Origin of the sequence: Streptomyces sp. GSL17-111 (assembly GCF_037911585.1) — a bacterium.
In the GTDB taxonomy this organism is placed as follows: domain Bacteria; phylum Actinomycetota; class Actinomycetes; order Streptomycetales; family Streptomycetaceae; genus Streptomyces.
Genome location: NZ_JBAJNS010000001.1, coordinates 4,658,557 through 4,678,379, shown reverse-complemented (window position 1 = coordinate 4,678,379; position 19,823 = coordinate 4,658,557). Strand labels below are relative to the sequence as shown.

14 protein-coding genes are annotated in these 19,823 nt (G+C 73.1%); 6 read left to right on the top strand and 8 right to left on the bottom strand.

Features of this window, described 5'->3' with window-relative positions; genetic code table 11:
- Window positions 1-129: 129 nt before the first annotated feature.
- The 5 genes from V6D49_RS20895 to V6D49_RS20875 are packed head-to-tail and all read right to left on the bottom strand — an operon-like array spanning window position 130 to window position 6,129.
- Window positions 130-1,158, bottom strand: coding sequence for a LacI family DNA-binding transcriptional regulator (locus tag V6D49_RS20895; protein ID WP_340561872.1), 1,029 nt, complete (start codon window positions 1,156-1,158; stop codon window positions 130-132).
- Complete coding sequence (locus V6D49_RS20890) at window positions 1,155-2,774, bottom strand: glycoside hydrolase family 13 protein (RefSeq protein ID WP_340561869.1); 1,620 nt, start codon at window positions 2,772-2,774, stop codon at window positions 1,155-1,157. Before V6D49_RS20890 ends, V6D49_RS20895 begins: the two co-directional genes overlap by 4 nt.
- Before the next feature lie 57 nt (window positions 2,775-2,831).
- Window positions 2,832-3,776 carry a sugar ABC transporter permease gene (locus tag V6D49_RS20885; protein ID WP_340564185.1) on the bottom strand — a complete coding sequence of 315 codons (945 nt, stop codon included), beginning with the start codon at window positions 3,774-3,776 and terminating at the stop codon, window positions 2,832-2,834.
- Between the two features lie 5 nt (window positions 3,777-3,781).
- Window positions 3,782-4,795, bottom strand: coding sequence for a carbohydrate ABC transporter permease (locus tag V6D49_RS20880; RefSeq protein ID WP_340561868.1), 1,014 nt, complete (start codon window positions 4,793-4,795; stop codon window positions 3,782-3,784).
- 50 nt (window positions 4,796-4,845) lie between these two features.
- On the bottom strand, window positions 4,846-6,129 hold the full coding sequence (locus V6D49_RS20875) for an extracellular solute-binding protein (protein WP_340561867.1): 1,284 nt from the start codon (window positions 6,127-6,129) through the stop codon (window positions 4,846-4,848).
- Between the two features lie 228 nt (window positions 6,130-6,357).
- On the opposite strand from V6D49_RS20875, the gene V6D49_RS20870 reads away from it, so the two are divergent.
- The 3 genes from V6D49_RS20870 to V6D49_RS20860 all read left to right on the top strand — a co-directional run bounded on the left by V6D49_RS20870 (window position 6,358) and on the right by V6D49_RS20860 (window position 10,015).
- Window positions 6,358-7,656: an extracellular solute-binding protein gene (locus V6D49_RS20870; protein ID WP_340561865.1), complete on the top strand. Its 1,299-nt coding sequence runs from the start codon at window positions 6,358-6,360 to the stop codon at window positions 7,654-7,656.
- Window positions 7,657-7,764: 108 nt separating this feature from the next.
- A complete protein-coding gene (locus V6D49_RS20865) occupies window positions 7,765-8,802 on the top strand; it encodes a LacI family DNA-binding transcriptional regulator (protein WP_340561864.1) in 1,038 nt (345 codons plus the stop codon).
- A 139-nt stretch (window positions 8,803-8,941) separates the two neighbouring features.
- A complete protein-coding gene (locus V6D49_RS20860) occupies window positions 8,942-10,015 on the top strand; it encodes a phosphatase PAP2 family protein (protein WP_340561862.1) in 1,074 nt (357 codons plus the stop codon).
- Here the strand turns inward: V6D49_RS20860 and V6D49_RS20855 are convergent.
- Both V6D49_RS20855 and glnA read right to left on the bottom strand, forming a co-directional pair.
- Window positions 9,985-13,056, bottom strand: coding sequence for a bifunctional [glutamine synthetase] adenylyltransferase/[glutamine synthetase]-adenylyl-L-tyrosine phosphorylase (locus tag V6D49_RS20855; protein ID WP_340564183.1), 3,072 nt, complete (start codon window positions 13,054-13,056; stop codon window positions 9,985-9,987). The genes V6D49_RS20860 and V6D49_RS20855 overlap by 31 nt on opposite strands.
- A gap of 14 nt (window positions 13,057-13,070) precedes the next feature.
- Window positions 13,071-14,432 carry a type I glutamate--ammonia ligase gene (gene glnA / locus V6D49_RS20850; protein WP_191207755.1) on the bottom strand — a complete coding sequence of 454 codons (1,362 nt, stop codon included), beginning with the start codon at window positions 14,430-14,432 and terminating at the stop codon, window positions 13,071-13,073.
- 289 nt (window positions 14,433-14,721) lie between these two features.
- On the opposite strand from glnA, the gene V6D49_RS20845 reads away from it, so the two are divergent.
- From V6D49_RS20845 to V6D49_RS20835, 3 genes are all read left to right on the top strand, one after another.
- A complete protein-coding gene (locus V6D49_RS20845; RefSeq protein WP_340561861.1) occupies window positions 14,722-16,116 on the top strand; it encodes an FAD-binding oxidoreductase in 1,395 nt (464 codons plus the stop codon).
- Window positions 16,117-16,189: 73 nt separating this feature from the next.
- Window positions 16,190-17,956 (top strand): NAD+ synthase, encoded by a 1,767-nt coding sequence (locus V6D49_RS20840; protein WP_340561860.1) that lies wholly within the window; start codon window positions 16,190-16,192, stop codon window positions 17,954-17,956.
- A 117-nt stretch (window positions 17,957-18,073) separates the two neighbouring features.
- On the top strand, window positions 18,074-18,526 hold the full coding sequence (locus V6D49_RS20835; protein ID WP_340561858.1) for a hypothetical protein: 453 nt from the start codon (window positions 18,074-18,076) through the stop codon (window positions 18,524-18,526).
- 45 nt (window positions 18,527-18,571) lie between these two features.
- Here the strand turns inward: V6D49_RS20835 and V6D49_RS20830 are convergent, their stop codons facing one another.
- Entirely contained in the window at window positions 18,572-19,786 is a 1,215-nt protein-coding gene (locus V6D49_RS20830; RefSeq protein WP_340561856.1) for an MFS transporter, read from the bottom strand.
- Between the last annotated feature and the right edge of the window lie 37 nt (window positions 19,787-19,823).

The following is a 19,823-nucleotide window of genomic DNA, read 5'->3' as shown; positions in this document are numbered from 1 at the left end:
GGCCTGCCAAGCTGCTGGTCAGACAGGGCTCATCCTAGCCACCGGGGTGATGGCCGGAACAACCCCCGGACGCCGGGCCGGTCCTCCGGGCCCGCAGGCCGGGGCCCGGAGGCCGGGGGCGCCGCCGGGTCAGGAGGGGGCGAGGGAGGTGGAGGCGCGGACGACGAGTTCGGGCTGGAAGACGAACTCGGTGCGCGGCACCGGGTCGCCGCCGATCTCCTCCAGGAGGGACTGCACGGCCGCGTGGGCCATCGCGCGGACGGGCTGGCGGACGGTGGTCAGCGGCGGGTCGGTGAAGGCGATCAGCTCCGAGTCGTCGTAGCCGATCACCGACACCTCACCGGGGACGTCCAGGCCGCGTTCGCGGGCGGCCCGCACCGCGCCGAGGGCCATCATGTCGCTGCCGCAGACGATGCCGGTGCAGCCCGCCTCCAGGAGGGCGCCGGCGGCCGCGTGCCCGCCCTCGACGGTGAAGAGGGTGTGCTCGACGTGGCCGTGCAGGCCCGCTTCGACGACGGCGGCCGTGAAGGCCTCCGTCTTGCGCAGCGACGGCACGAAGCGCGTGGGGCCGACGGCCAGCCCGACGCGCCGGTGGCCGAGTTCGGCGAGGTGGCGCACGGCCATGCGGGAGGCCGCGCCGTCGTCCGGGGAGACGAAGGGCGCGCCGATGCGCTCGTTGTACCCGTTGATGCAGACGAACGGCACGCCCCGCCCGGCGAGCCGCGCGTAGCGGTCGGGCGAGGCGGAGAGGTCGGCGTGCAGGCCGGACATGAAGATGATGCCGGTGACGCCGCGTTCGACGAGCTGGTCGACGAGTTCGTCCTCGGTGACGCCGCCGGGCATCTGCGTGCCGAGCACCGGCGTGTAGCCGTACCCGGCCAGGGCCTGCTCGATGACCTGCGCGAACGCCGGGAAGATCGGGTTGGTCAGCTCCGGGATGACGAGACCGACCAGGCCGGCGCTGCGCTGCCGCAGCCGCACGGGCCGCTCGTAGCCGAGGACGTCCAGCGCGGCCAGCACCCGCTGCCGGGTGGCCGAGGCCACTCCCGCCTTGCCGTTGAGGACACGGCTGACCGTCGCCTCGCTGACCCGGGCCTGGACCGCGATGTCGGCGAGCCGGGCGGGCGCGACGGCCGCGCCCGGCTCGATGACACTCATGCGCTCCACCACAGGGTGGTGTCGCCCGGCAGGACGCCGTCGCCGGCGTAGGGGCCGCTGGCCAGCAGGACCCGGCCGGGGACCTCGGGCAGCGTCACCGGCGCGGTCGTCGTGTTGACCGTGCAGACGAAGTCGCCGCGCCGGAAGGCCAGGACGCCGGCGGGGGCGTCGAGCCAGGTGACGGCGTCCCCCGCGCCGAGGTCGGCGTGCTCGCGGCGGATGCGCAGGGCCGTGCGGTACAGCTCCAGGGTGGAGTCCGGGTCGCCGGTCTGGGCCTCGACGCTGAGGTCGGCCCAGTCGGCGGGCTGGGGCAGCCAGCCGCCGCCGTCGCCGAAGCCGAGGGAGGCGCCCGTGCGCGTCCACGGGATCGGCACCCGGCAGCCGTCGCGCAGGCCGTCCTGGCCGTTGGACTTGAAGAACGACGGGTCCTGGCGCACCTCGTCGGGCAGGTCGGTGACCTCCGGGAGCCCGAGCTCCTCGCCCTGGTAGACGTAGGCCGAGCCGGGCAGGGCCAGCATGAGCAGGCTCGCGGCACGGGCGCGGGTGAGGCCGCCGCCCAGGCGGGTGCGGTGCCGCACGACGTCGTGGTTGGACAGCACCCAGGTGGTGGCGGCGCCGACGGGCCGCAGCGAGTCCAGCGACTCGTCGATGACGCCGCGCAGCTCGGCGACGTCCCAGGAGGCGTTCAGGTAGTGGAAGTTGAACGCCTGGTGGAGCTCGTCGGGGCGCAGGTAGAGCGCGGTGCGGTCGGCGCTGGGCGTCCAGGCCTCGGCGACGCCGATGCGGTCGCCGCCGTACTCCTCCAGGATGAGGCGCCAGGAGCGGTAGATCTCGTGGACCCCGTCCTGGTCGAAGAAGGGCAGCACCTGGTTGCCGAGCAGCCTGAGCTGCTCGCCGTGGCCCATGTCCGGCAGGCCGGGGGCCTTGACCATGCCGTGCGCGACGTCGATGCGGAAGCCGTCGACGCCCATGTCCAGCCAGAAGCGCAGCACCGAGCGGAACTCGTCGCGCACGGCCGGGTGGTCCCAGTTGAAGTCGGGCTGCTCGGGGGCGAAGAGGTGCAGGTACCAGTCGCCGGGCGTCCCGTCGGGGTTCTTCGTGCGGGTCCAGGCGGGCCCGCCGAAGATGGACTCCCAGTCGTTGGGGGGCTGGGCGCCGTCCTCGCCCTTGCCGGGACGGAAGTGGTACCGGTCGCGCAGCGGGGAGGCGGGGCCCTCGCGCAGGGCGCGCTGGAACCAGTCGTGCTGGTCGGAGGAGTGGTTGGGCACGAGGTCGACGATGACGCGCAGCCCGAGGGTGTGGGCGTCGCGGATGAGCGCGTCGGCGTCGTGCAGGTCGCCGAACATCGGGTCGATGGCGCGGTAGTCGGCGACGTCGTAGCCCGCGTCGGCCTGCGGCGAGGCGTAGAAGGGGCTCAGCCAGACGGCGTCGACGCCGAGCTCGGCGAGGTAGGGCAGCCGACGGCGGATGCCGGGCAGATCGCCCATGCCGTCCCCGTTGCCGTCGGCGAAGGAGCGCGGATAGACCTGGTAGATGACGGCGTCGCGCCACCAGCCGGGGCGGCGGTCGCGGTCGGCGGCCGTGCCGGTCTCAGGTGCGGCGAGGTGCTGGGTCATGTCATCCCTGGGTGTCGTGAACGGGTGGGGGTGAGGCGCTCGAGGGCGCCGGACGCGTCAGGACTTGACGGCGCCGGCGGTCATGCCCGAGATCAGGTAGCGCTGGGCGAACCCGAAGACGAGGGCGGCGGGCACCGCGATGAGCACGGCGGCGGCCGTCATGGAGCCCCAGTCCTGGGTGTACTGGTTGACGAAGGTCTGCAGGCCGCGTGCGAGAGTCAGTTTGTCCTCGCCGGTCATGAACGCGGAGGCGTAGGCGACCTCGGCCCAGGCGGTGACGAAGCTGTAGAAGCCGGTGACCGCGATGCCGGGCTTGGCCAGCGGCATCACGAGCCGCCAGAAGGTGCCGAAGGGGCTCAGCCCGTCCACGCGCCCCGACTCGTCGATGGAGATCGGGATGGTGTCGAAGAAGCCCTTCATCATCCAGGCGCAGAACGGCACGGCGATGGTGAGGTAGGTGATGACCAGGCCGATGGGCTGGTTGAGCAGCTGGAACTTGGCCATCAGGTTGTACAGCGGCACGATCAGCACGGCCACCGGGAACATCTGGGTGATGAGCAGCGTCCACAGCAGCGGCCGCATGCCGGGGAACTTGAAGCGGCTGAGCGCGTAGCCGGTGGTCGAGGCGATGAACACGCCGAGGACGACGGTCAGCACGACGACGAGCACGGAGTTGCCGAACCAGGTGAGGAACGCCGTCTCACCGAGGACGTGTGTGTAGTTCTCGGTGGTGAAGTCCTTCACCAGGTCCAGGCCGAAGGCCTCGTTGCGCGGCTTGAACGACGTCACCAGCAGCCAGAACGGCGGGAAGACGGCGACGACGACGGCGACGAGCAACCCCAGGTGCAGGGCGAGCGAGGCGAGCGGGCCGCGTTCGCCCCGCTTGCGGACGCGCTTCGGCCCCGGGGGCGGTGCGGCGGGCGGCGTGGCGGGGACGGCGCGGCCGGGCGTCGCCGCCTCGGCCGGGCCCGCCGGTCCCTTGTCGATCGCGTGGTTCGGCATCTCGGTCACCACACCTCTCCCTGCTTGCGGAGCGAACGGCGGTAGAACACCGCGAAGATCATGAGGATCAGCAGGATGAGCACGCCCCAGGTGGCGGAGCCGGCGAAGTCCCGCGGGCTGCGGACGAAGGCGAGGTTGAACGCCTCGGTCACGAGGATCTCCGAGGAGCCGTAGGGCCCGCCCTGGGTGAGCAGGAAGATCACGGGGAACATGTTGAACGTCCAGATGGTGCTCAGCAGGATCACCGTGGAGCTCACCGTGCGGATGCTGGGCAGCGTGATGTTGGTGAACCGCTGCCAGGGGCCGGCGCCGTCCATCTCGGCGGCCTCGTAGAGCTCGCCGGGGATGGACTGGAGCGCGCCGAGGGTGGCGACGAGCATGAAGGGCACGCCGAGCCAGACGTTCACCGCGATGACGGCGATCTTGGCCCAGGTCGGGTCCTCCAGCCAGGTGACGCCCTCGACTCCGCCGCCGGTGAGGACGCCGTTGAAGACGCCGTCGTCGTTGAAGAGCAGCCGCCAGGCGAAGATCGAGACGAAGGCGGGCACCCCCCACGGCAGGATCAGCAGGACGCGGTAGAGCGCGCGCCCTCTGACCTTGCGGTTGAGCATGTTGGCCAGCGCCAGGCCGATGACGAAGGTGATGGTGACGCAGGAGACCGTCCAGAGGATGGTCCAGCCCATCCGGCCCCAGAACGCGTCGCCCGTCAGCACCTCGACGTAGTTGTCGAAGCCGACGAACTCGTAGGTCGCCTCCAGCGTGCGGGCGCCGATGGTGCGCTCGACGTTGCGCTCGTCGGCGTTCGTCATCGAGAGGTAGACGCCCCGCGCGAGCGGGTATCCGATGATCACGCCGATCACGATGACGACCGGGGCGATCATCGTCCACGCGTACCAGTGCTTGGACAGCGCACGCCGCATGCGTCCCGGTGTCCTCTCGTCGTGCCCGCGCCGAGGGCCGCGGGCGGTGGTGCCACCGCCCGCGGCCTTCGTCACCGGCTGACCGGTGTCGACAGCCATGGTCCTTCGTCAGCCTTTCCGTTGCGTCCCGGCCTGGGCCGGCCCGGCGCTTACTTCCAGCCTTCGAGCAGGTCGCGGTACTGCTTGGCCGTCGAGTCGGCGGCCTCCTGCGGGGTGGCCGCGTCCTTGATGACCTTGGCCAGTTCCTTGTTCAGCGGGTCGAAGAGGGAGGCGGCCTCGGGGATCCAGGCGCGCTGCACGGCCTTGTCGACGGCCGGCTTGAAGAACTGCACCATCTGGTTGTCCTTGACCGCCTCGTCCTCGTAGACGGAGGCGCGGGTCGGCAGGAGGCTCAGCTCCTCGGTGGTGCGCTGCTGCACCTCGGCGGAGGACATGTACTTGGCGAACTCCTTGGCCGCGTCCATGTTGTCCGGGTCGGTGCCCGCGTAGACGGACAGGTTCCAGCCGCCCTGCGGGGCGCCCTGGCCCTCGCTGCCGGCCAGGACGGGGGCGACGCCGAGGTTGTCCGGGTCGTCCTTGAACTGGTCGCCCGCGAGGGTGCCGGCGATGGCCCACGGGCCGTTGACCATCATGGCGACGTCGCCGTCGTTGAAGGCCTTCTCCTGGTTGGCGTAGCCGTCGGTGAGGTCGGTCTCGGCGACGCCCTCGTCGAGGAGGTCCTTGATGGTCTCGAAGGCGGCGACACCGGCCGGGCCGTCGACCGTCACCTCCTTGGCCTCGGCGTCGACCAGGTCGCCGCCCTCGCCGTAGATGTAGGGCAGGAACCAGTAGGAGTCGTCACCGCGCAGGTAGAGCGGCGTGACGCCGGCCTCGTCCTTGATGGCGTCCGCCGACGCCTTCAGCTCCTCGACGGAGGTGGGCACCTCGACGCCCGCCTTCTCCAGCAGCGCCTTGTTGTAGAAGAGGGCGAGGGTGTCGGTCACCTGGGGAAGGGCGTACGTGGTGCCGTCGTACTGGGTCGAACCCCAGGGCTGCGGCAGGTAGTCGTCCTTGTCCTCGACGACGTCGTCCAGCGGCTCGATGAGCTGGAGGCTGGCGAAGTCCGAGACCCAGGCGACCTCGGTTCTCATGACCTCGGGCGCCTCGCCGGCGTTGGCGGCGTTCTTGAACTTGTTCTGGGCGTCGTCGAAGCCGATGTTCACGTACTTGACGTCCACCTCGGGGTGCTTCTTCTCGAAGTCCTCGGCGATCGCCTCGAAGACGGCCTTCTCGGCCTCGTTCGAGGTGTCCCAGAAGGTGACGGTGCCCGAGAGCTCCCCCGAGTCGCTGCCGCTTCCGCTGCCGTCGCCGCTCCCGCCGTCACCGCTTCCGCAAGCCGTTGCCGCAAGAGCCAGCGCCGCCACGAGTGCAGTGGTTCCTATGCCACGCCGCATGATGAAAAGTCCTCCAAGGTGGTGGGCCCGTACGAGGGAGCCCTGACCGCTTCCTCTCGGCCGCTCTCGGCGGCGCCGGGCTGACCAGGAACGTAACAGCGCCGCAAACTTTCCGAAAGACCTTGCGGCAAATTTCTGCAACTCACGTTTCAGCCACTTACGCAAGGAGTTGCAGTGCTGCTAGGTTCCTCCGAACCCAGCGGGCGATCGGGCAAAGGGGAGATATCGATGAGGCGACGAAGAGGTCACGGAAGCCGCTCACGCGCAGCCGCGGCGGGTGTCACGGCCCTGGCGCTGACGCTCGCGGCGACCGGCTGCACGGCGGCGGACGACAGCGATCCGGCGGACGTCACGGGCTCGATCACCTGGTGGGACACCTCGGGGCCGACCGAGGCGCCCGCCGTTCACCGGCTCGTCGCGGACTTCGAGAAGGAGCACCCCAAGATCGACGTGGAGTACGTGAACGTCGACTTCTTCGAGGCCCAGCAGAAGTACCGGGACGCCGTGCGGGACGGGAGCGAGGTGCCGGACGTCCTGCGGGCGGACGTCGGCTGGATGGCCGGTTTCGTGCAGGACGGCCTGCTGGCCGACCTCACCGGCACCCCGGCCGTCCCGGAGCCGGAGGGCTTCCTGGAGACCACCACGGCCTCGGTCACCTTCGACGAGCGCACCTACGGCGCGCCCCAGGTCACCGACCCCCTCGCGCTGCTGTACAACAAGGAGCTCTTCGACGAGGCGGGCCTCACCCGTCCCCCGGAGACCTGGGAGGCGCTCCAGGACGCGGCGCTGAAGATCAAGGAGACGACCGGCGTCGACGGCATCGCCCTCAACACCGACGCGTACTACGCGCTGCCCTTCCTCTACGGCGAGGGCGGCGACCTCCTCGACCCGGAGCTGTCGCGCATCACCATCGCCGACGACGCCTCCGTGCGGGCCGCCTCCACCGCCGCCGGCCTCGTCAGCTCCGGCGCCGCCCGCAAGCCCCCGGCCGAGGACGCCTACGGCGCCATGCAGTCCGCGTTCCAGCGCGGCGAGGTCGCGATGATCTTCGACGGGCCCTGGGCGACGACCGGCATATTCGAGGGCGCGGCCTTCACCGACCGCGAGAACCTGGGCATCGCGCCCGTCCCGGCCGGCTCGACGGGTGAGCGCGGCTCCCCCACCGGCGGCCACAACCTCGTCGTCTCCGCCGGCACGGAGCACCCGGAGGCCGCGCAGCTGTTCGTCGGCTTCATGACGGCCGCCGAGCAGCAGGAGGAGCTCGCACTGAAGCTGAGCCTGCTGCCGACCCGCAAGGCCGCCTACACCCGCCAGGTGCTGTCCGACCCGATCCGCAACTCGTTCTACTTCGCCAGCACCACGTGCGTGCCCCGGCTGTCGGTGCCCGAGGGCGCGGAACTGCTCGCGACGTTGGAGCCCCGGTGGGAGGCGATCCTGCGGGGCACGGAGCCGCCCGAGGAGGCCCTCGCGGAGACCGCCGAGACCTGGAGCACCTCCGTCCTGCCCGACTGGCCCGTCGCCCGCTGAGCCCGGGTCCGCGCACCCGTCGGACCGGCCCCTTTCGCGCCGTCCCCGGCCGGAGGGGCCAGGGCGACGGGTGCGCGGGACGCGGTCCGGCCGGTACAGTCCGTTGCTGTGACCGCACGGCTAGCTGACATCGCAGCCCAGGCGGGGGTCAGCGAGGCGACGGTCAGCCGGGTCCTGAACGGCAAGCCGGGAGTCGCCGCTGCCACCCGCGAATCCGTCCTGACCGCGCTCGACCTCCTCGGGTACGAGCGCCCGGCGCGGCTGCGGCAACGCAGCGCCGGGCTGGTCGGGCTGATCACGCCGGAGCTGGAGAACCCCATATTCCCCGCCTTCGCGCAGGTCATCGCCCAGGCGCTGACCCGCCAGGGCTACACCCCGGTCCTCGCCACCCAGACGCCCGGCGGCTCCACCGAGGACGAGCTGACGGAGATGCTCGTCGAACGCGGGGTGGCGGGGATCATCTACGTCTCGGGGCTGCACGCGGACACCACCGCGGACATGCAGCGCTACGAGAAGCTGCGCGGCCAGGGCGTCCCGTACGTCCTGATCAACGGGTTCTCGCCGAAGGTGCGGGCGGCGTTCATCTCCCCCGACGACCGGGCGGCGATGCGGCTCGCGGTCACGCACCTGGTCTCGCTCGGCCACGAACGCGTCGGGCTGGCGCTCGGCCCGGCGCGGTTCGTCCCCGTGCAGCGCAAGATCGAGGGCTTCCTGCGCTGCGTGGAGGAGCAGCTCGGGCTGAGCGGACCGGACGCCGAGGTGCTCGTCCAGCACTCCCTGTACACGCTGGAGGGCGGGCAGGCGGCGACCGGCGCCCTGCTGGAGCGCGGCTGCACCGGCGTGGTTTGCGCCAGCGACATGATGGCCCTCGGCGCCATCCGGGCCGCCCGGCAGCACGGGCTCACGGTGCCCGGGGACGTCTCCGTCATCGGCTTCGACGACTCCCCGCTGATCGCGTTCACCGATCCCCCGCTGACGACGATCCGGCAGCCGGTCAACGCCATGGGGCAGGCGGCCGTCCGCGCCCTGCTGGAGGAGATCGGCGGCACCCCCGCCCCGCACGGGGAGTTCATGTTCCTGCCCGAACTGGTCGTCCGCGGTTCGACGGCGGCGGCGCCCGCGACTGCGCGCGCGGGGACGGGCTGAGACACTGGGAGCGGTGTAGACCTCACGGATGACGGGGGTCGGCGGGAACCCGACCGCGGGATGATCGGCGGTACCGGCCCGTCTGGCAGACTGACCTCTCATGGGGGTACCGACAACGCGACACAAGGGTGACGACGGGGTGGCGACGGCGAGTCCGCTGGCTGACAACGGAGCGTCGTCGAGGTCCCGGTGGGCGCGGCGGCGGTCCCCCCGGCGCCCGGTCATCTGGTTCGAGCTCGGCCTCATCGGCGTCAGCTACTTCCTGTACTCGATGATCCGCAACGCGGTGCCCGAGCACGAGACGGTCGCCATGAAGAACGCGCACTGGGTCTGGGACCTGGAGCGCGGCCTCGGGCTGGCCTTCGAGGAGAGCTGGAACCACGCGATCAACAGCGTGACATGGCTCATCGTCTCGATGAACTACTACTACGCCACGCTGCACTTCGTCGTGACGATCGGTGTGCTCGTCTGGCTCTACCGGTTCCAGCCCGGCCGCTACGCGGCCGCCCGCACCGCGCTGTTCGCCACGACGGGCGTCGCCCTGCTCGGTTACTACCTGTACCCGCTCGCACCGCCCCGGCTCATGACGGGCGGTGACTTCATCGACACGGTCATCGTGCACGACACGTGGGGTTCGATGGCCTCGGGCAACATGGCCAACGTCTCCAACCAGTACGCGGCGATGCCCTCCATGCACATCGGCTGGTCCGCCTGGTGCGGTGTGCTCATCGTGCTGCTCGCCCGCCCGCTGTGGGTGAAGGTGCTGGGCGTCCTCTACCCCGCCTTGACGCTCGTGGTGATCGTCGCGACCGCCAACCACTTCTGGCTGGACGCGGTCGGCGGCCTGCTGTGTCTGGCCTTCGGGTTCGCGGTGGCCCTGCTGTGGTCCGGACGGCTGCCGCACCGGCTGCCCGCGCAGGCCGCGCGGCGCGGTGAGGCGGAGAGCGGCGACCTTCCGGCGGGCGAGCCCGCAACCGTCCCGGCGAGTGCCCCGGCGGCGTCGGAACCGGCTGTTCCGGCGGGCCCGGAGGCCGTCCCGGGCCCGGACGGGAAGCCGGGCCCCGACGGGAAGCCGGAGCAGGACGTCCCGCCGGCCCCGGTGCCGCAGGCCCCCGTGCGCGCGGCGCGGAGCGACGGAACGCGGCGGGCCGCCCCGGCGGGCGCCCACCCGGGGGCGGGCACTCAGCCGCCCGCGCGGTCCTCGTCCTCGTAGAACAGCCGCTCCATGACGGCGCGGGCGCGCCGCGTCGTGCGCCGGTAGTCCTCCAGCAGCTCCCCGACGTGGCCCGGCTCGTACCCCAGGTAGCGTCCGACGGCCGCCAGCTCACGCGGCTCGGACGGGAAGGTGTCACCGGGCCGGCCGCGCACGAGCATCACCGCGTTGCGCACCCGGGTGGCCAGCAGCCACGCCTCGTCCAGGACGTCGGCGTCGTCGCCGTCCAGCAGGTGGGCGGCGCGGGCGGCGGCCAGGGCGTCCCGCGTCCGCGTCGTCCGCAGGTCGGGCACGTCGTGCGCGTGGCGGAGCTGGATCAGCTGCACCGTCCACTCCACGTCGGACAGGCCGCCGCGGCCCAGCTTGGCGTGGGTCGTCGGGTCGGCGCCGCGCGGCAGCCGCTCGGACTCCATGCGCGCCTTCAGCCGCCGGATCTCGCGCACCGCGTCGGCGGACGGCCCGCCCTCCGGGTAGCGCAGCGGGTCGATCAGCGCGAGGAAGCGGCGGCCCAGCTCCGCGTCGCCGGCGACGGGCTCGGCGCGCAGCAGCGCCTGGCTCTCCCAGGCCAGTGACCAGCGGCGGTAGTACGCCTCGTAGGAGGCGAGGCTGCGCACCAGCGGGCCGGACTTCCCCTCGGGGCGCAGGTCGGCGTCGATGAGCAGCGGCGGATCGGTCGTGGGCAGCTGGAGGAGGCGCCGCATCTCGCCCGCCACGGCGAAGGCGGCCTCGGCGGCCTCCCGCTCGCTGACGCCCTCCCGCGGCTCGTGCACGAGCAGCACGTCGGCGTCGGAGCCGTAGCCCTGCTCCAGGCCGCCGAAGCGGCCCATGCCGATGACGGCGAACCGGGTCGGCAGCGTGTCGCCCCAGCGGGTCCGCGTCGCGGCGCGCAGGGCCCCGGCGACGGTGGCGGCGTTGAGGTCGGAGACGGCGCGGCCGACCCGGTCGACGGCCGGGGCCGGGTCGACGTGGGCCGGGGACTCCTCGGTGCCGTAGGCGCCGATGATGTCGGCGGCGGCCGTCCGGAACAGCTCCCGGCGGCGCACCCCACGGGCGGCGGCGACAGCCTGCTCGGCGGTGTCCGCCCGTCCGACGGCGGCCAGCACCTCCTGGGTCAGCGCCTCCCGGCCGCGCGGCGCCAGCTCCTCCGCGCTGCCCAGCAGGGCGACGGCCTCGGGCGCCCGCATCAGCAGGTCGGGCGCGAGCCGGCCGGCGGAGAGCACCCGGGCCAGGTTCTCGGCGGCGGCCCCCTCGTCGCGCAGGAGCCGCAGGTACCAGGGGGTCTTGCCCAGCGCGTCGGAGACCTGGCGGAAGCCGAGGAGACCGGCGTCCGGGTCGGCGGAGTCGGCGAACCAGCCGAGCAGCACCGGCAGCAGCGTGCGCTGGATGGCGGACTTGCGGCTGACGCCGGAGGCCAGCGCCTCCAGGTGCCGCAGCGCCCCGGCCGGGTCGGCGTAGCCGAGGGCCTCCAGGCGTTCCCGCGCGGCCTGCGTCCGCAGCCGCGTCTCGCCCGGCGCGAGCTGGGCGACGGCGTCCAGCAGCGGGCGGTAGAACAGCTTCTCGTGCAGTCGCCGCACCGCCGCCGCGTGCCGCTTCCACGCCTGGTGCAGCTCGGTGACCGGCTCGGCCCGGAAGCCCAGGACCCGGCCGAGGCGACGCAGGGCGGCGTCGTCCTCGGGCATGAGGTGGGTGCGCCGCATCCGGTGCAGCTGGATGTGGTGCTCGACGGTGCGCAGGAAGCGGTAGGCGGCGTCCAGGTCGGCGGCGTCCCGGCGGCCGACGTAGCCCCCGGCGGCCAGCGCCCGCAGCGCCTCCAGGGTGGTCGGGCTGCGCAGCTCCGGATCGCTGCGGCCGTGCACGAGCTGGAGGAGCTGCACGGCGAACTCGACGTCGCGCAGCCCGCCGGGGCCCAGCTTCAGCTCCCGCTCGACGTGGGCGGCGGGGATGCCGGCGATCACGCGGCGGCGCATCTGCTGGACGTCGGTGACGAAGTTGTCCCGCTCGGCGGCCTGCCACACCAGCGGCGAGACCGCGTCGCAGTACGCCCGGCCCAGCTCCCCGTCACCGGCCACGAAGCGGGCCTTCAGCAGGGCCTGGAACTCCCAGGTCTTGGCCCAGCGCTGGTAGTAGGCGAGGTGGCTGGCGAGGGTGCGGACGAGCGGGCCGTTGCGGCCCTCGGGGCGGAGGTTGGCGTCGACGGGCCAGATGGTGCCCTCGGCCGTGGTGTCGGAGCAGATCCGCACCAGGTGCGCCGCGAGCCGCGTCGCCGCCTGGAGCGCCCCCGGCTCGTCGGCGTCCTCGGGGGCGCCCTGCGGCAGCTCGGCGACGAAGATGACGTCCACGTCGGAGACGTAGTTCAGCTCCCGGCCGCCGCACTTGCCCATGCCGATCACGGCCAGTCGGCAGGCGGCGGCGTCCTCGGGGGCGGCGGCCTCGGCGATGGCCAGCGCCGCGCGGAGGGTGGCGGTCGCCAGGTCGGCCAGCTCGGCGGCCGTCCGGGCGAGGTCGCTGGTGCCGCACACGTCGCGGGCTGCGATGCCCAGCAGGGCCCTGCGGTAGGCGACGCGCAGGGCGTCGGGGGTGTCGGCGCCGTCGAGCGCGGCCTCGAACTCCTCGACGCCCGGGTGCAGGTCGGCCGTCTCCCAGGTGACCAGGGACTGCCAGTCGGTGGCGTGGGTGACCAGGTGGTCGGCCAGGGCCTCGGAGGCCCCGAGCACCCCGAGCAGCCGGTCCCGCAACGGCTTCGCGGCCAGGACGGTGTCCAGCAGCCGCTGGCCGCCGTCCTCGCCGCCGCAAAGCCGCTGTGCCTCCATCAGCCGCAGCAGACCGCGCAGGGCCAGGTCCGGGTCGGCGGCTCCGCCGAGCCCGTCGAGCAGCACGGTGTTGTCGCGGTGCGGGGCCAGCTCGGGAGCGGCGAGGAGGCGGGCGGCCTCGGCCGGGTCGGTGAAGCCGTACCGCAGGAGGCGGCCGAACGCGCTGCGGCGCCGCCCGCCCGCGTCCGGCCCGCCCGGCCGCTCGGTCCCCGTCGACGCCCCCGCGCTCACCGGACGTTCGCCGCTCACAGGACCGGCAGGGACTTGCGCAGTTCGAAGGCGGTGACCTCGGAGCGGTACTCCTCCCACTCCTGGCGCTTGTTGCGCAGGAAGAAGTCGAAGACGTGCTCCCCGAGCGTCTCGGCGACCAGCTCGCTCTGCTCCATCAGGTCGATGGCCTCGCCCAGGTTCTGCGGGAGCGGCTTGATGCCGAGCGCGCGGCGCTCGGCGTCCGACAGCGCCCACACGTCGTCCTCGGCGCCGGCGGGCAGTTCGTAGCCCTCCTCGATGCCCTTGAGCCCGGCGGCCAGGAGCACCGCGTAGGCGAGGTAGGGGTTGGCCCCGGAGTCCAGGGAGCGGACCTCGATGCGCGTCGAGCCGGTCTTGCCGGGCTTGTACATCGGCACCCGGATGAGCGCGGAGCGGTTGTTGTGGCCCCAGCAGATGTAGGACGGCGCCTCGCCGCCGGCGCCGGCCGTGCGCTGGGTGCCGCCCCAGATGCGCTTGTAGCTGTTGACCCACTGGTTGGTGACGGCCGAGATCTCCCCGGCGTGCCGCAGCAGTCCGGCGATGAAGGACCGGCCCACCTTGGAGAGCTGGTACTCGGCGCCCGACTCGTGGAAGGCGTTGCGGTCGCCCTCGAAGAGGGAGAGGTGGGTGTGCATGCCCGAGCCCGGGTACTCCGAGAACGGCTTCGGCATGAACGTCGCCTGCACGCCCTGCTCCAGCGCGACCTGCTTCATCACCAGGCGGAACGTCATGATGTTGTCCGCGGTGGCCAGGGCGTCGGCGTAGCGCAGGTCGATCTCCTGCTGGCCGGGCGCGCCCTCGTGGTGGGAGAACTCCACCGAGATGCCCATCGACTCCAGCATGGTGATCGCCTGCCGGCGGAAGTCCATGCCGACGTTCTGCGGGGTGTGGTCGAAGTACCCGGAGGAGTCCGCCGGGGTGGGGCGGGAGCCGTCGACGGGCTTGTTCTTGAGGAGGAAGAACTCGATCTCGGGGTGCGTGTAGAAGGTGAACCCGAGGTCGGAGGTGCGGGAGAGGATGCGCTTGAGGACGTAGCGGGGGTCGGCGTAGGACGGGGAGCCGTCGGGCATCAGGATGTCGCAGAACATCCGCGCGGTGCCGGGCGCCTCGGCCCGCCACGGCAGGATCTGGAACGTGCTCGGCGCCGGCTTGGCGATCATGTCGGACTCGTAGACGCGGGCGAAGCCCTCGATGGCGGAGCCGTCGAAGCCGATGCCCTCGTCGAACGCCTGCTCCAGCTCGGCGGGGGCGACGGCGACGGACTTGAGGAAGCCGAGCACGTCCGTGAACCACAGCCGCACGAACCGGATGTCCCGTTCTTCGAGCGTCCGGAGCACGAATTCCTGCTGCTTGTCCATATCCACCCATCCTCGCTGGTCAGGCCGCCCTGCCGACGAGGGGCAGGGCCGGATTCGCGCTTCGAGCATGCCACCGCGCGGTTTCCGCCACGTTTCCGCCGGGCCTGCCCCTCATTGTGCGCCACGGGCCCGATCTTGGTCGACCTGCCCGGCCGGACGCGTCGAGCGGGAGCCGGGGCCGGCAGCCCGCTTGCCGCCCGCGCACGCGGTCCTAGGCTGGGAGGGGAGCGAACGTTTCCGGTGCGCCGATGCCCGTCGACGGCCGGGAGCACGACGGGAGATGAGGGCCATGGCTCTCGACGTGGTGGCGGGCGCGGCCGTGGACGACCTGCGCACGACGCTCTCCGGTGACGTGCTGGTGCCGGACGACCCCCCGTACGACGAGGCCAGAGCGCTGTTCAACGGCATGATCGACCGCCGTCCGGCGCTGATCGTCCAGTGCGCGACACCGTCCGACGTCACCGAGGCACTCCGGTTCGGCCGGCAGCTCGGCCTCCGGATCGCCGTACGGGGCGGCGGGCACGGCGTGGCGGGCAAGGCGCTGGTGGACGGCGGGCTTGTCATCGACCTGCGGCCCATGCACGACGTCACGGTCGACCCCCAGGCCCGCACGGCGCGCGTCGGCGGCGGGGCGACGATGGGGCACCTGGACCGGGCGGCCGAACCCTACGACCTCGCGACGACGGGCGGCCGGGTCTCCACGACGGGCGTGGGCGGCTTCCTGCTGGGCGGCGGCACCGGCTGGCTGGACCGGAAGTTCGGGCTGGCCAGCGACAACCTGCTGTCGGTGGACCTGGTGACGGCCGACGGGGAGCGGCTGACGGCCAGCGAGGACGAGCACCCCGAGCTGTTCTGGGCGCTGCACGGCGGAGGCGGCAACTTCGGGGTGGCCACCTCGTTCACCCTGCGGCTGCACCCGCTGCCGGTGGTGACGGTGATGCTGCTGCTGTGGGGGCCGGAGCGGGGCCCGGAGGTGGTCCGCACCTACCGCGACCTGATGGAGACCGCGCCCGACGACGTCTGCGGCGGGGTCATCTACCTCACCGCGCCGCCGGAGCCGTTCGTCCCCGACGGGCTGGTGGACCGGCTCGCGTGCGCCGTCCTCGTCGTCTACACCGGCCGTGAGGCGGCGGCCCGGGAGGCGGCGGCCCCGCTGCTCGGGCTGCGCCCGGAGGGGCGGATGATCGCGGAGATGTCCAACGCGGACCTGGAGAGCATGCTCGACGACCCGCCCGGCTACCGGAACTACTGGTCGGCCGAGCACCTGGACGCGCTCCCGGACGAGGCGGTCGACCGCTACTGCGCGCGGGCCGACGACATGCTCGTCCCCTCGCCGACCCAGCACGCGCTGTTCCCGCAGGGCGGGGCGGCCGGCCGCAGCACCTCCGACCACCCCCTGCCGTGGCGGCACGCCCGGTGGGCCGTGCACCCCTTCTGCCTGTGGGAGGACCCGGCCGACGACGAGCGGTCCCGGCGGTGGGCCCGCGCGGTGCGCGAGGACGTCCGGCCGTGGGCGAGCGGGGCGGTGTACCTCAACTTCATCGGCGAGGAGGGGAAGGACCGCGTCGTCGCCGGGCTGGGGGAGGACAACCACCGCAGGCTGGCCGAGGTCAAGGCGCGCTACGACCCGGAGAACGTCTTCCGGCTCAACCACAACATCCAGCCGGCGACGTTCGGCAGCTGACACGGCGCCGGGTCCACGTCTCCCGTGCGGCCGCACGGGAGACATCGCGTCAAAGTGACGGTAATGTGGGGGCGTGCCTCAGATTCGACTCGCCCTGAACCAGATCGACTCCACCGTCGGGGACATCACCCGCAACGCCGAGGCGGTCGTGCAGTGGACGCGCCACGCCGCGGACCAGGGGGCGCACCTCGTCGCGTTCCCGGAGATGATGCTGACCGGCTACCCCGTCGAGGACCTGGCGCTGCGCGCGTCGTTCGTCGACGCCAGCCGGGCGGCGGTCTCGGCGCTGGCCGCGCGGCTGGCCGAGGAGGGGATGGGCGAGGTGCCCGTCGTCGTCGGCTACCTGGACCGCGCCGAGCACCACAGCGCCCGGTACGGGCAGCCGGCCGGTGCGCCGCAGAACGCGGCGGCGGTGCTGCACCGGGGGGAGGTGGTGCTGACGTTCGCCAAGCACCACCTGCCGAACTACGGCGTGTTCGACGAGTTCCGGTACTTCGTGCCCGGCGACACCCTGCCGGTGGTGCGCGTCCACGGCGTGGACGTCGCGCTGGCCATCTGTGAGGACCTGTGGCAGGACGGCGGCCGGGTCCCGGCGGCCCGCAGCGCGGGTGCCGGGCTGCTGCTGTCGGTCAACGCCTCGCCCTACGAGCGGGACAAGGACGACACCCGCCTGGACCTGGTGCGCAAGCGCGCGCAGGAGGCGGGGTGCACGACGGCGTACCTGGCGATGATCGGCGGCCAGGACGAGCTGGTCTTCGACGGGGACTCGGTGGTCGTGGGCGCGGGCGGGGAGGTGCTGGCGCGGGCGCCGCAGTTCGCCGAGGGCTGCGTCCTGCTCGACCTGGACCTCCCGGCGGCGGCTCCGGAGCCCCCCTCGGGCACGGTGGACGACGGGCTGCGCGTCGAGCACCGGACGCTGTCGGCCGACCCGCTGCCCGCCTACGAGGCCGAGGTGCACGGCGAGGTCGCCGAGCGGCTGGGGGACGAGGAGGAGATCTACACGGCGCTGGTGGTGGGGCTGCGGGCGTACGTCGCGAAGAACGGTTTCCGCTCGGTGCTCATCGGCCTCTCCGGCGGCATCGACTCCGCGCTCACGGCGGCCGTCGCCTGCGACGCCGTCGGCGCCGAGCACGTCCACGGCGTCTCCATGCCCTCCCGCTACTCCTCGCAGCACTCGCGGGACGACGCGGCGGAGCTGGCCCGGCGGACGGGGCTGAACTTCCGCACGGTGTCCATCGAGCCGATGTTCGACGCCTACAAGGCGTCGGCCGAGCTGACCGGGCTGGCCGAGGAGAACCTCCAGGCCCGGCTGCGCGGCACGCTGCTGATGGGGCTGTCCAACCAGGAGGGGCACATCGTCCTCGCGCCGGGCAACAAGTCCGAGCTGGCCTGCGGCTACTCGACGCTCTACGGGGACTCCGTCGGGGCGTACGGGCCGATCAAGGACGTCTACAAGTCGACCGTCTTCCGGCTGGCGCGCTGGCGGAACCGGTCGGCGGCCGAGCGCGGCGAGACCCCGCCGATCCCGGAGAGCTCGATCACCAAGCCGCCCAGCGCCGAGCTGCGGCCCGGCCAGGTGGACGCCGACTCGCTGCCGGAGTACGAGGTGCTCGACGCCGTTCTGGAGCTGTACGTGGACCGGGACCTGGGGGCCGAGGAGATCGTCGCCCGGGGCTTCGACGCGGAGTTGGTCACCCGGGTGCTGCGGATGACGGACACGGCGGAGTACAAGCGCCGCCAGTACCCGCCGGGCACGAAGATCTCGCCGAAGGGCTTCGGCAAGGACCGCCGGCTGCCCATCACCAACCGCTGGCGCGAGTCCGCCGGGCCGCGCGGCTGACGCGGGGCCGGTGCGGGGCCCGCTGGCCCGCCGCCCGCTGCGGGCCCAGGTTCGCGGGCGGCGGGCCGGGGTACCCCGTCGGGCCGTACGCCCGTCACTCCGCACGGAGGTGCCCCGATGCACGCGCTCGCCAAAGGACTGCTCGCCGGAGCGGCCGGTACGACCGCGCTCAACCTCGTCACGTACGGCGACATGCTGCTCCGCGCCCGGCCCGCCAGCCAGGTGCCCGCCGAGGTGGCGGACCGGCTGGCGGACACGGCGGGCGTGGAGCTGGGCGGCGGGGAGGAGGAGACGAACCGGGAGCAGGCGTCCGGCGCCCTGCTCGGCTACCTCACCGGCCTCGGCGTGGGGGCGGCCTACGGGCTGCTGCGCGGGGCCGGGGTGCGGCTGCCCGGCTGGCTCGACGGCCCGGCCCTGGGGGCGCTGGCGATGGCCGGCAGCGACGTCCCGGCGTCCGCGCTGGGTGTGACGGACCCGTCCTCGTGGGGCGGCGACAGCTGGGTCTCCGACATCGTGCCGCACCTCGCCTACGGCGTGACGACGGCGCTGGCCTACCGCGCCGTGGAGTGACGCGGGGCGCCGTGGAGTGACGCGGGGTGACGCGCCGCCCGCGGCTCACACGCGCTGGTGGTCCCGCGTCCGCAGGGCGCCCCGGAAGACGACGCGGGAGGCGGGCCGGGGGGTGGCGGGATCGCGGTCCAGCCGTCCGGCGGCGACGGCGACCGCCAGGCCCAGCACGGCCAGCCCCGCGCCCACCAGGGACGGCGAGGTCCAGCCCCAGCCGGCCGAGACGGCCAGGCCGCCGAGCCAGGCACCGCCCGCGTTGGCCAGGTTGAACGCCGAGTGGTTGGAGGCGGAGGCCAGGGTGGGCGCCGCCCGCGCCTTGTTCATCACCAGCAACTGGAGCGGTGTGGTGGTCATGAAGCCCACGGCGCCGATGAGCACGACGGTGACCAGGGCCGCCCACCGGACGTGGGCCGTGAAGTGGAAGGCGAGCAGCACGAGGGCCAGCGCGGTCAGGGAGCCGTAGAGCGTGGGCCGCAGCGCCCGGTCGGTGAGCGGCCCGGCGACGAGGGCGCCGAGCGTCATGCCGATGCCGAAGAGGGCGAGGACGAGCGTCACCGAGGACTCCGCCAGGCCCGTCACCTCGGTGACCGTCGAGGCGAGGTAGCTGTAGACCGCGAAGACGCCCGCGAAGCCGAAGACGGCGGTGAGCAGCCCGAGGAGCACCTGGCGGTCGGCGAGCGCGCGCAGTTCGCCGCCCAGTCCGGCGCCGGACTCCCGGGGCAGCCGGGGCACGAGCGCCGCCAGGGCGGCCATGGCCACGACACCGACGGCGGTGACGACGAGGAACGTCGCCCGCCAGCCGAAGTGCTGGCCGAGGGCGGTCCCGGCGGGGACGCCGACGACGTTGGCCACGGTCAGGCCGAGGAACATCGCGGCGACGGCGCGGGCCTGCCGGTCCGGGGCGACCAGCCGGGCGGCGACCACGGCGCCGACACCGAAGAAGGCGCCGTGCGGCAGGCCGGCGAGCAGCCGTCCGGCGAGCAGGGTGCCGAAGCCGGGGGCGAGCACGGAGGCCAGGTTCCCGACGGTGAACAGGGCCATGAGAGCCACGAGCATGCGGCGGCGCGGCACCCGGGCGCCGACCGCCGTCAGGAGCGGGGCGCCGATGACGACGCCGATGGCGTACGCCGAGACGAGGTGCCCGGCGGTGGGGACGGAGGTGCCCAGGTCCTCTGCGACGTCGGGGAGCAGGCCCATCATCACGAACTCGGTCATACCGATACCGAAGGCGCCGATCGCCAGGGCGAGCACAGCGAGGGGCATGCGGGGGCCTTTCCGTTCCGGTCCGGGCGTCGGGAGC

Bases quoted from the DNA above. Each gene is read 5' to 3' on its own strand.
- V6D49_RS20895 (WP_340561872.1), bottom strand. From the start codon at position 1,158: ATGAGTGTCATCGAGCCGGGCGCGGCCGTCGCGCCCGCCCGGCTCGCC.
- V6D49_RS20890 (WP_340561869.1), bottom strand. From the start codon at position 2,774: ATGACCCAGCACCTCGCCGCACCTGAGACCGGCACGGCCGCCGACCGC.
- V6D49_RS20885 (WP_340564185.1), bottom strand. From the start codon at position 3,776: ATGCCGAACCACGCGATCGACAAGGGACCGGCGGGCCCGGCCGAGGCG.
- V6D49_RS20880 (WP_340561868.1), bottom strand. From the start codon at position 4,795: ATGGCTGTCGACACCGGTCAGCCGGTGACGAAGGCCGCGGGCGGTGGC.
- V6D49_RS20875 (WP_340561867.1), bottom strand. From the start codon at position 6,129: ATGCGGCGTGGCATAGGAACCACTGCACTCGTGGCGGCGCTGGCTCTT.
- V6D49_RS20870 (WP_340561865.1), top strand. From the start codon at position 6,358: ATGAGGCGACGAAGAGGTCACGGAAGCCGCTCACGCGCAGCCGCGGCG.
- glnA (WP_191207755.1), bottom strand. From the start codon at position 14,432: ATGGACAAGCAGCAGGAATTCGTGCTCCGGACGCTCGAAGAACGGGAC.
- V6D49_RS20845 (WP_340561861.1), top strand. From the start codon at position 14,722: ATGGCTCTCGACGTGGTGGCGGGCGCGGCCGTGGACGACCTGCGCACG.
- V6D49_RS20835 (WP_340561858.1), top strand. From the start codon at position 18,074: ATGCACGCGCTCGCCAAAGGACTGCTCGCCGGAGCGGCCGGTACGACC.
- V6D49_RS20830 (WP_340561856.1), bottom strand. From the start codon at position 19,786: ATGCCCCTCGCTGTGCTCGCCCTGGCGATCGGCGCCTTCGGTATCGGT.